This window comes from Terriglobales bacterium (genome assembly GCA_035624455.1).
GTDB lineage: Bacteria > Acidobacteriota > Terriglobia > Terriglobales > Acidobacteriaceae > DASPRM01.
In genome coordinates this window covers 39,928-50,279 of record DASPRM010000099.1, presented here as the reverse complement: position 1 = coordinate 50,279, position 10,352 = coordinate 39,928, and the positions used below count along the sequence as shown (strand labels likewise).

Genomic DNA, 10,352 nt, shown 5'->3' with positions numbered 1-10,352 from the left:
GCCGTTTGAGCCTTACGTGATGCGCCACACGGCTCTGACCCGCATGGCTCCATTCTGTGACACTTTCACGCTGGCGCGGATTGCGGGGCATAGCTCAATCACGATCACACAGCGGTACTGCCATCCCCAAGCCGATGCCGTGGAAGCCGCATTCACGAGATTCGGCAATCGCTCAGAAGTGGTCACCGATGGTGGTCACCGCGAAAATCGGCAACTTGCAGACCGCAACGAAGCACAGACGGAAGCTGGTGCTTAATGAATAGGTTAGATGGTGAGCGCGGAAGGAATCGAACCTTCAACCTACTGATTAAGAGTCAGTTGCTCTGCCAGTTGAGCTACGCGCCCACGTCAGTATTCATGCAGGTTTCAGCGCTTTGAAGGCCCCGGCGAACCGGCGCCTGTACTTAACATGGCAATTCTAGGCTGCGCATCGCAGCGTGCAGGTCGCTGCCACGTGTGAACCTGCGCTTCTACCTTAACACGTTTGCCCAACCCTGTCGCGGCACAAGCCTTCTTCAATTCCGTGCGCAGGTTGCTCCTCCCAGTCGAAAGTACGTGCCACTGCTTTCTTCCACAGCCTGTACATCGATTCGCGTTTGACTTCATCCATGGCGGGTTTCCACGTTTTGTCCACTGCCCAATTTGCGCACAGGTCCTTGAGGTTCTCGTAGTACCCGACGGCGAGGCCGGCAGCGTAGGCCGCTCCCAGCGCAGTCGTCTCCTTCATCACAGGCCGTACCACGGGTTTGTTAAGGATGTCCGACTGGAACTGCATCAGCAGATCGTTTTCCACCATGCCGCCGTCGGTGCGGAGAACATCCAGGTCGATACCCGAATCATTTTTCATTGCGTCCACGACCTCACGAGTCTGGAACGCAGTAGCTTCGAGCACCGCCCTTGCGATGTGGCCCTTATTCACGTAGCCGGTCAGGCCCGCGATTACGCCCCGAGCTGTAGTCTTCCAGTAGGGCGCAAACAACCCGGAAAAGGCCGGCACAAAATACACACCGCCGTTGTCCTCCACCGTCTTGGCCAGGGCTTCAATCTCGGAGCTCTTCTTGATGGCGCCTATATTGTCGCGGATCCATTGCACCAACGCGCCGGTGATCGCGATGCTGCCTTCGAGCGCATAGCACGCAGGCTCCTTGCCGAACTTGTATGCCAGCGTAGTGAGCAGCCCGCAGTGCGACTGCACCGGACGCGTTCCTGTGTTCAGCAGCAGGAAGCAGCCAGTCCCGTACGTGTTCTTGGCTTCGCCCGGCTTGAAGCAGGTCTGGCCAACCAGCGCCGCCTGCTGGTCTCCCAGGTCTCCGGCGATTGGCACCCCCTGAATGCTCTTCACGATCGCTTTGCCATACACCTCCGAGCTTGAGCAGATGCGCGGCAGCACGCTGCTCGGAATATTGAACAGCGCAAGGATCTCCGGATCCCAATCCAGGGTCTGCAGGTTCATCAGTTGTGTGCGGCTGGCATTGCTGACATCGGTGACGTGAATACCACCATCGGCGCCGCCGGTCAGATTCCAAATGAGGTAGGTATCAATATTGCCGAACAGGAGGTCTCCAGCTTCCGCCGATGCGCGGGCGCCGGCGACATTGTCAAGAAGCCAGCGAAGCTTCAGGCCGCTGAAGTACGTGGCCAGGGGCAGACCACATTTGCCGCGCAACCGATCCTGCCCGCCTTGATCGGAGAACTCCGCAACGTAGTCTGCCGTGCGCGTGTCCTGCCATACAATGGCGTTGTAGACCGGCTTGCTGGTCTTTTTATTCCAAACGACGATGGTTTCACGCTGGTTGGTGATGCCGACGGCAGCCAGATCTTCTGGCTTCAGGTTTTTGGCTGCCATAGCTTCCGTGATCACTTCGTTAGTCCGCGAGAGGATTTCCTGCGGGTTATGTTCCACCCACCCCGGCTTGGGATAAATCTGTTCGTGTTCTTTCTGAGCAACGCTGATTGCCCGTCCGGCGCGGTCGAATATCAGGAAGCGGGTGCTGGTTGTGCCTTGATCGATTGCTGCAACGTACTTTGCCATTGCCAATGGCTCCTTCCCGGTGCGCCTGCGCACATCAGCAACGCATCCTGGTCTGAAATATCCCAGTCCACCGCTATCCGCAGTTTGTTATCAAAAATCCCGATGAGAGAACGGGAGTTCGACACACTCCAGGTGAGGTAAGAACCACGGCATGCTCTGGAGAAAAAGCCTGGGTCAAAAGCTTCAAAGCTGTTCTTGGCTGACAATTCGAGTAGAAAAGCCCCGGCAAAAATTCGGGAACCTAAAAGAAGCGAGGGTCGCTTCACGAGACAACTGCACGAACTAGAACACAAAGGCCAGCCCGCCGCGAACGGCGCGAGGGGACTGCACCAGGTACACGGTGCGGCCATCAGAAGCCGCCACTGGCATGTAGCCTTGCGCCAGCAAGTTCCTGATGTCCACCAGGACCTCCATCTTGAACGGCATGAAACCACCCGCCGGCAGCGGTTGACGCAGGAACAGGTTCAAGTAAGGATCGGCTTGTCCTGCCGAGACATTGAACAGATCGACCGGCGTAAGCGCTCCCCCACTGGTCCACTTGTAGGAAGCGATCCAGTGAGTCTTGGCAAAGGGAGCATCTCCGGAAAGCTTGGCCGCGACCCCATGACGGCGCACCGTATGCAGGTTCTGAATCGAGCCGCCGCTGTCGGTTGGCAGCATCGTGAGGACGCCGCCGTAGGAGTAGTTCACCGTCGCGGTCAAATCCTTGTTCAGCTTTCGCTGCAGTACCAGACGGATGCCGTTGGTATTCAGATCCCCGCCGTTGTAGGTGAAAGTGCCTGAATAAATATCCGGCAGCAGATTGGGTGAATTGGGATCTACATCCCCCACGCCCATCAGTGCGGCATTGCGGATGCTGTCGGAAAATGCCGCCAGCTGCAGCGAGGTCTTGTCCAGCTTGTGCGATACCGAAATTTCCTGGTGGCGCGCCTTCTCCAGAACCGGATTAAAGTCCACCATCGACATGCGCAGTCCGCCTTCGGTGAGATCGGCGGGTGCGCTGTCATAGCCTTTGCTGCGCCGGGAATTGGGCTCCGCCGTGGCGTACTGATATTCCACCACGGTATGCGGCGAGAGATGGAGATCCACGGAGCCGAAAGGACGGTATGCGTTCACCCGTCCCATGTATTGCACCGTCTGGAACTCCATTCCGGCGTGAAGATCCAGCACCTCCAAGAGCGTGGTCGTGTCCGCGAAAGATGCATTTAAGGCTTCCAGCGCTCCATCGCGGGCGACGGTCAAAGGCGAGCTGGCGAAGCGGCGCATGGTCAGCGCCAACTGCGGCCTGGAGCCATCCGCCAAGGCGTGATCGTAAGCCGCATGCAGGATCGTCGCTCCTGCGCCGGGTCCGTAACCAACATCACCCTGGAAGGCCAGGCGGCCGGAGCCGAAAAGCGAATGCTCCAGGGAAAAATCTGTGCTCATTTCACTGGGACCGCCGAAGCTTTCCGCTTGCGATCCTGCCATGAACCCAAGACTGGCCTTCAGGCTCTCACTCTGACCAGCCTGGTTTGAAACCACCACCGGACCGCCATTCTGCACCCGCAGCACAGGACGGTTCGCCATCGACCGCAGGGTCCACTTCCAGTCGTCATCGTCCTCGCCGGACCGTCGAGCCGGCAACAGCTTGATGGCGTCGGCCAGCGTATTCAGGGTCATGTTCACGACCATGCCGGCGCCGCCGTGAACGGGAATGTTCTCTCGCAGGCTGGGGAGAAACATGGGCGCACTGGCCTTGACCTCATACTTGCCGGGCAGCAAGTCCATCACCGCATAGAAGCCGCGCACATCGGTGAACACGGTAGCCTCGGGTAGCACTTTGCCGGCAGAGATGATCTCCACCATCGCGCCCATTTGCGGCACGCCCGAGGCATTCTTCACATGTCCGGAAATCGTGCCCAGCTTGCCGGCGTGGGCCGAAACCGCGAGACTCATCAGCAGTACTGCCAGTCCGACCCTTCTTATCATTCCACTAACCCCCACAGGACATCATGCGTTTTCAAACCAACGCTTTCGATCTGCTTGCCCGTGGTCCCAAAACCAACCCCGGTTGGGGCCATGTCCCGCCAATTCTTACTCAACTGCAAACCGCGCCGACGGCGAAATCTCCTGTTTCGAGATGCTGTCGTTGATCTTAATGGTTACCCTGTAGATCCCCGGTTCCATCCGGCTCAGAGCCAGCGACTTCTCCAGCGTGACCTGTTCTCCCACATTCCCCAGATCTTTTGTCGATTCCACCGCGTGCACCACCTCTTTATTGGTCGCCGTATTTACCACGTCGTACTCGATGGTGGCGGAAGGTTTTTTGGTTTGCTGGTCGATGCCCAGATTGTAGACCTGCATCCAGAAGTTGATTCGCTGGTCGCGCTTGAAGGTGGCCGGCTTGCCGTCGGCGCTGTCCAGTCGCGGGCGCACCTTAGTCGTGCCAATCACGAAGCTGCCCGCGCCCACGCTCTTGGCCGGCACCTTCTCCATCTGATCGGCCAGGATCAGCGTCGATGCCGTGAGCTTCTCATCCCCATACTCGGGAACGATGATCCCCTTGCTCCAGGAACCCTTGCGGTCCCCATTCACATCCTTGAGAACAAGGTCAACGCGATAACGCCCAGGCTTGAGCGGCAGGGCCTTCCAATACAACGAGGATGTTTCCAGAACCTTGGGCAGCAATTCCGACGGTTCCGATCGCTCCACCGTGTCCTCAAAGGTCTGAGCGATCTTTCCGGTGAGCGTCGTTACCCGGCCGTAAATGTTGACCACCCCTCGCGAGACACCATCCTTCGTCTGGAAGGTGATGTCCTTATTCTTCATTTCAATGGTGATGGGAACCAGCACGGTGTCCGAAGTGACTTTAATAAAGTCGGCCCGCACTTCGAAGGGCATCAGGTTGTAATGGATCTTGGTGGTGACTACTTCTTCGAGATCCTTGAATTTGATCGCCGGAGCCCTGTTCAACTTAGCGAACATCTCCAGTCGGTCAAATTCCTTCGATTGCAGCTGCGAATCCATCGGTCCTGGGCCCAGGTTCTCAGGATTCGTAAAGCGCTGCGTCTTGCTCGCCATGCCCATCTGCTCATACAGGGTTTCGCCGGCCCCAGGCACGTGCAGCAGCGCGTCCTTCTCCGAGCGGTCCATCGACAGGCGATACTCGCCGCACATGCACTGGTCTACGAACTCAACCTCGATCTCCTGCCCCACACCCTCCAGGTAGCGCCAGCGCCAGGTTTCAAAGGGATAGGTGGAGGTCGAACCGCCTCCTTCTTCAATCGGACGCTCGTACTGACCACCCGAGGGATGGGCATCAATCTCGTCGGGCGGCCCATACTGGATGTACAAGCGGCCGCGATCCGTCCGCCATCCCGGGATCCCCGAGGCAAAATGCTCATTGGCGTAGGCAATGCGCCGGTAGTGCTCTTCTTTATATTCGTTCTCTACCGTGTCGGGAGTGGGATCGCGGCGTAGCCAGAATTGCTCGATGAACTGGTCCCGCTCCTCGTCGTTGGAGAGTTTCTTAAACGCATCCTTCTCTTCGTCCGTGATGATCCAGCGCACATCCTCGTCGAGCCATTTCTTATAAGTCCGGCTGAGCTCTTGCTTGAGAGCCTTCGCATGTTCCTTTTTCTCTTTTTCGCTCAGTGGTCGCTTCAGCGGATCTTGTTCCTGGCTTGCAGGTTGTGCCTGGGTGCTGGACTGGCTTTGGGCCGCGGGCGGTGCTGCCGAGCCCTTGTCTGAACTTGATTGTCCCAGTGCGTTGGTTCCAAGAAGAGTGCCGGCCAGACCAATTAAGAAGAGGCGTCTAACAAATCCATCCGACATCGGGGATAAGCTCCTTGGAGACACTACTAGATTTGTAGATTGTATGTATTTACTGTACGTCAATCAAGCCGCCCAATGCTGAAAATGTAGGATGCATGCCTCTAAGTAGCCGGATGCCAACCGTTTTCGTTAATCCGCAGTTCATCCCATCCGGGTTCCGCACCGGGAATCTGTAATTATCAGACGTTACAACTCGTCTTCCTGAAGGGACGGCTTGCGGAACTGTCGGGTATAATTTCAACGGTAATCCCACAACGATCAGGTATCTGACACCTGCCTGAATCGAGCCGCCAAGCAACTGGTTGAAGCTCCGGAAGGCCAATTCGCGGCGAACTTTTGCTCCGCAAGCCGCGTATTTACTTAGAGACTGCCTTCTTGGCTCGGGGCGACACGACCGGGCTTGATGATCAGCCGGCGATACCCGTTTTCAACTGGGACCGCTCCGCGATGAGGCAAGAGTGAAGAAGTGGAAGAAAATCGCAATCATCATCGGCATTGTGCTGGTGGTGTGCGCAGTGGTCGGCTTCACCGTCCATGAGAGCAGTAAGAATCTCATAGCCGTACAGACCGGCAAGGTTCTTCGCCAGGATCTCTCGGCTACGGTGAGTGCTTCGGGCGAGATCAAGCCCAAGACTTACGTCAACATCGGCGCCAATGCCTTCGGCAAGATCGTGAAGCTCTACGTTCACGAGGGTGATCGGGTCAAGAAAGGGCAGATGCTGGCGCAGATCGAGAACGTCCAGCCGGGCGCGGACGTGGAAGCCAATCGCGCCAATCTTGAAGCAGCTCAAACCGATTCCGCCGCCCAGGAGGCCGCGCTGCACACCGCGCAGGCCGATCTCGAACGAGCCAACGCGGACCTGGAACGCGCCAAGCTCGACTACCAACGGGCGCAGGGACTCTATACCCAGGCGCTGATCGCGAAGCAGGAGTACGACGCGAAGAAAGCGGCCTATGACAGCGCGGTCGCTGGGGTGGCGCAAGCCAGCGCCCGCATCGTGCAAAGTCGCGCGCAGAAACAATCCGCCGACCGCCGCATCGCTCAGGCCAGCGCCAACCTGGTGCGCGCGCGTGATGTTCTGGACAAAACAGAATACGTCGCGCCCTTCGACGGCATCGTTACCAATCTGCCGGTGCGCGAGGGCGAGACGGTGGTGATCGGTATCCAGAACGCGCCCGGCAGCACGCTCATGACTCTGGCGGACATGTCGGTGATCACCGCTGAGGTCCGCGTGGATGAGACCGACATTGTGAATGTACGCAACGGACAGGCTGCCGAAGTCACCATCGACGCCATGCCCAAGCAGGTTTTCCATGGCGTGGTGACCGAGATCGGCAATAACGCCATGGTGCGCTCCACCGGCGTCTCCACCTCGCAGTCCACCGCCGCCAGCCAGGAGGCGAAGGACTTCAAGGTGGTCGTAACCGTGTCGGACCCGCCGGAGAATTTGCGCCCCGGTCTTTCCACCACCGCGAAAATTACGACCTCGACCAAGAAGGCGATCCTGACGGTTCCGATTCAGGCCCTGACCGTCCGCCAGCGAGCCGACCTGCAGGACAAAGACAAAGACAAGAAGTCCGACAAGTCGGTGCAGGCGGCATCGCCTGCTTCATTGGATCCTGCAAAGGCCAAGGAAGAGCTGCAGGGAATTTTTGTGGTGCGCAACAAGAAGGCGCAATTTGTGCCTGTTAACACCGGCATCAGCGGAGTCACCGACATTGAGGTACTCAGCGGCCTGGCAGAAGGCGACGAGATCGTCACCGGCAGTTACAAGGTCCTCCGCACCCTGCGCAATGGCGCTTCGGTGAAGGTGGACAATTCCGCCCCCAAGAAAGAAACGGAAGAGAAGTCGTAACATTCTGGCGGCTCGAGCGTCCATACGTTTGGCGGGATATTGGAAGTGGGAAGTGGGTGGCCACTCTTGTCGCGCAGCGACAGGGTGGGATCGAGAGAATGGGAGAAAAGAGCATGGCGACCGAGGTGGCGAGCTTGAACGAAATCGAGATCACCGCTCCTCCAGACGGGTGCATGATCTGCACCGAGAATCTGTGGAAGACCTATGACATGGGTTCAGAGCAGCAGGTGCAGGCGCTGCGCGGAGTCAATCTTCGCATCGAGCGCAACGAATACGTGGCCATCATGGGTCCCTCTGGCTCGGGCAAATCCACTCTGATGAACCTGATCGGCTGCCTCGACTCTCCCAGCGACGGCAAATACTGGCTGAACAACCAGCTGGTCAGCGAACTCGACGACGATGAGCTGGCCCGCATCCGCAATAAAGAAATCGGTTTCGTTTTCCAGACGTTCAATCTGCTGCCTCGCGCCACCGCTCTGCACAACGTCGAGCTGCCGCTGATCTATGCGGGTATTCCCGCCGAGCGGCGCCTCGAAAAAGCCAAGGATTCTTTGAAAGCCGTGGGTATGGAAACCCGCATGAATCACAAGCCCAACGAGCTCTCCGGCGGACAGCGCCAGCGCGTAGCGATTGCGCGCGCTTTGGTCAACAATCCTTCCATCATCCTTGCCGACGAGCCCACCGGCAACCTCGACTCGCAGACCGGCACCGAGATCATGGCGCTATTCGATCGGCTGCACTCCGAGGGCAACACCATCGTGCTGGTCACCCACGAGCACGACATCGCCGAGTACGCGCACCGCGTCATTCATATCCGCGACGGCCAGGTCTACGCCGACGAACGCGGCACCAAAAAGCGCGGGATAGGATTCACCGCAAAGTAGCGGAGTAGCTTCGAAGGGGCGCGGCTTCCCAGGCCGCGCCGTAACCATTCCTTCATTCTTGTCATCACGAGCGGGGGTCCCCAATAAGCCTGCTTTTGGCACAATCCCCCCTCCCCCTTCCCGGTTTACAAAAAGTGAGCCTCCATCCTATTCTCCGGACTATGCTTATCGCCGCTTCCGTGATATAACCCTCGGAAGGTTGAATAAAATCGCTCCCCCCTATACCACTCCGAATCAGTCCGGAAGGAGGTTTGTGCCCGACTCACGAACTGGGAAGCGGTTCGATTTGAAGCTGCCGGTTTCCATCAATCCTGCCGATTCGATTCAGAAGCTGGAAGGAACTACCGATAATTTAAGTGTCGGCGGGGTGTACCTGCACGCCGACGCCAAATTCGAAGTCGGCAGCAAGGTGAATTTCGAGATCACCCTGCCCGCGGAGGCCACCGGCGGCCCATCGGATGTGAAGATCCAATGCCGCGGCACGGTCGTGCGCACCGAGCGCGACGAACACGGCGGCCAGACCGGAGTGGCCTGCGTAATCGATGGATATGAGTTTGTCCGGACATAGGTTCTGACTGACATGTTGAAACTGGTAGTTGCCGATAAACAACCTGTATTTCGCGCGGGAATCGCCAAAGTGCTCGCGGTGGAAGACGAGATGCGCATCGTGGCGCAGGTGCAGCAACCCGAGCAGATGATGATGGCGCTGGAGCGCTTTCGTCCTAACGTGGTGGTTTGTTCCTCAAGCTTCTATGCCGATCTGCACGAACTGGCGGCCGCCACTGCGCGCGCCAAGGGCCGCCTGGTCATCGTCGGCGAGGCGGGTGAAAATCCTTCGCAATATCTCAGCGCCGGTGCGCATGGCGTGGTCTATCGCAACGTTACCGGACCTTCGCTGCTGCAGTGTGTGCGCGCCGTGGCACGCGGCACCAACTGGGTGCAGGACAACACCGTCCCCGCCGAGGTCAGCGAGAACGACATGGTGGGCGCACGCGTCGTCGATCGCCTCACTCACAAGGAACTGCGCATCGTGGCCCTGATCGTTCAGGGCTATAAGAATAAGGAGATCGCCACCGAGCTGGGGACCACCGAGCAGGTCATCAAGAACTACCTGCGCAACGTGTACGACAAGATCGGCGTCTCCGATCGCCTGGAACTGGCGCTGTTCACCATCCATCACCGCATCCTGGCCGAGGCCGCTGCCGCCAGCTCTGCCGGTGCCAGCACCAACGCCACCGAAGCGCGGTAGGGCAGGTTAGAAGGCTAGAAGTAAGAAGTCAGAAGTCAGAAGTCAGAGGTTGGGAAGTTAGAAGTTCGAACTTCGAACCGAAAATGTTCGAGTTCCACCCAGCGGCTGTTAGCGCAAATCCTTCCGCCTTGCCATCTCGAGCGGGCGCCAGCCCGGTCGGCAGTTCTTCACGCAATCAAACCTTTCGTACCCTGGGTGAAATCGAGGCAGTGTTTTCAGTTGCTTACAGAGAATTTCCGCGCAAAATATTGGGCGAGGGAGAGATAGGTCTCAAATTGTTGAGAGATTTGAGATTCAGAGAGAGGCCGAACTGCAGATCCCTCGCTCGCGGCGCTCGCTCGTGATGACAATAAAAAAAAGGCGCCTACCAACACTGGCCGGATAGTCGCGCCGCGGAGCCCCGCTTGAATGGACGAGATGTCCGTTCCCAGATGCAATTTCGATTCTCCACTCCCTATTTTCAGTGTAGCGAATTGGGAAGGGCAATTGGGACATGGAGGCGGATTTTGTATCGTGCT

At 58.0% G+C, this 10,352-nt stretch carries 8 protein-coding genes and 1 tRNA gene; 5 read left to right on the top strand and 4 right to left on the bottom strand.

Annotated elements, in window-relative coordinates; translation table 11 throughout:
• Positions 1-256: hypothetical protein (locus VEG30_10955; protein ID HXZ80439.1), on the top strand; the 256-nt coding region annotated here is incomplete at its 5' end.
• Between the two features lie 13 nt (positions 257-269).
• On the opposite strand, the gene VEG30_10950 is transcribed toward VEG30_10955, so the two are convergent.
• From VEG30_10950 to VEG30_10935, 4 genes are all read right to left on the bottom strand, one after another.
• Positions 270-345 (bottom strand) — tRNA-Lys (locus tag VEG30_10950).
• A gap of 130 nt (positions 346-475) precedes the next feature.
• Positions 476-2,032: a glycerol kinase GlpK gene (glpK, locus tag VEG30_10945; GenBank protein HXZ80438.1), complete on the bottom strand. Its 1,557-nt coding sequence runs from the start codon at positions 2,030-2,032 to the stop codon at positions 476-478.
• 282 nt (positions 2,033-2,314) lie between these two features.
• Entirely contained in the window at positions 2,315-4,000 is a 1,686-nt protein-coding gene (locus VEG30_10940; protein ID HXZ80437.1) for a TonB-dependent receptor, read from the bottom strand.
• 105 nt (positions 4,001-4,105) lie between these two features.
• Entirely contained in the window at positions 4,106-5,845 is a 1,740-nt protein-coding gene (locus VEG30_10935) for a GWxTD domain-containing protein (protein ID HXZ80436.1), read from the bottom strand.
• A gap of 458 nt (positions 5,846-6,303) precedes the next feature.
• Between VEG30_10935 and VEG30_10930 the strand changes: the two genes are divergently transcribed.
• The 4 genes from VEG30_10930 (at position 6,304) to VEG30_10915 (ending at position 9,834) form a co-directional block, all read left to right on the top strand.
• A complete protein-coding gene (locus VEG30_10930) occupies positions 6,304-7,701 on the top strand; it encodes an efflux RND transporter periplasmic adaptor subunit (GenBank protein ID HXZ80435.1) in 1,398 nt (465 codons plus the stop codon).
• Positions 7,702-7,814: 113 nt separating this feature from the next.
• Positions 7,815-8,585 carry an ABC transporter ATP-binding protein gene (locus VEG30_10925; protein HXZ80434.1) on the top strand — a complete coding sequence of 257 codons (771 nt, stop codon included), beginning with the start codon at positions 7,815-7,817 and terminating at the stop codon, positions 8,583-8,585.
• A gap of 253 nt (positions 8,586-8,838) precedes the next feature.
• A complete protein-coding gene (locus tag VEG30_10920; protein HXZ80433.1) occupies positions 8,839-9,153 on the top strand; it encodes a PilZ domain-containing protein in 315 nt (104 codons plus the stop codon).
• Between the two features lie 12 nt (positions 9,154-9,165).
• Complete coding sequence (locus VEG30_10915; GenBank protein HXZ80432.1) at positions 9,166-9,834, top strand: response regulator transcription factor; 669 nt, start codon at positions 9,166-9,168, stop codon at positions 9,832-9,834.
• The last annotated feature ends 518 nt before the right edge of the window (positions 9,835-10,352 follow it).

Coding starts and splice junctions, on each gene's coding strand:
- glpK (HXZ80438.1), bottom strand. CDS start 2,032: ATGGCAAAGTACGTTGCAGCAATCGATCAAGGCACAACCAGCACCCGC.
- VEG30_10940 (HXZ80437.1), bottom strand. CDS start 4,000: ATGATAAGAAGGGTCGGACTGGCAGTACTGCTGATGAGTCTCGCGGTT.
- VEG30_10935 (HXZ80436.1), bottom strand. CDS start 5,845: ATGTCGGATGGATTTGTTAGACGCCTCTTCTTAATTGGTCTGGCCGGC.
- VEG30_10925 (HXZ80434.1), top strand. CDS start 7,815: ATGGCGACCGAGGTGGCGAGCTTGAACGAAATCGAGATCACCGCTCCT.
- VEG30_10915 (HXZ80432.1), top strand. CDS start 9,166: ATGTTGAAACTGGTAGTTGCCGATAAACAACCTGTATTTCGCGCGGGA.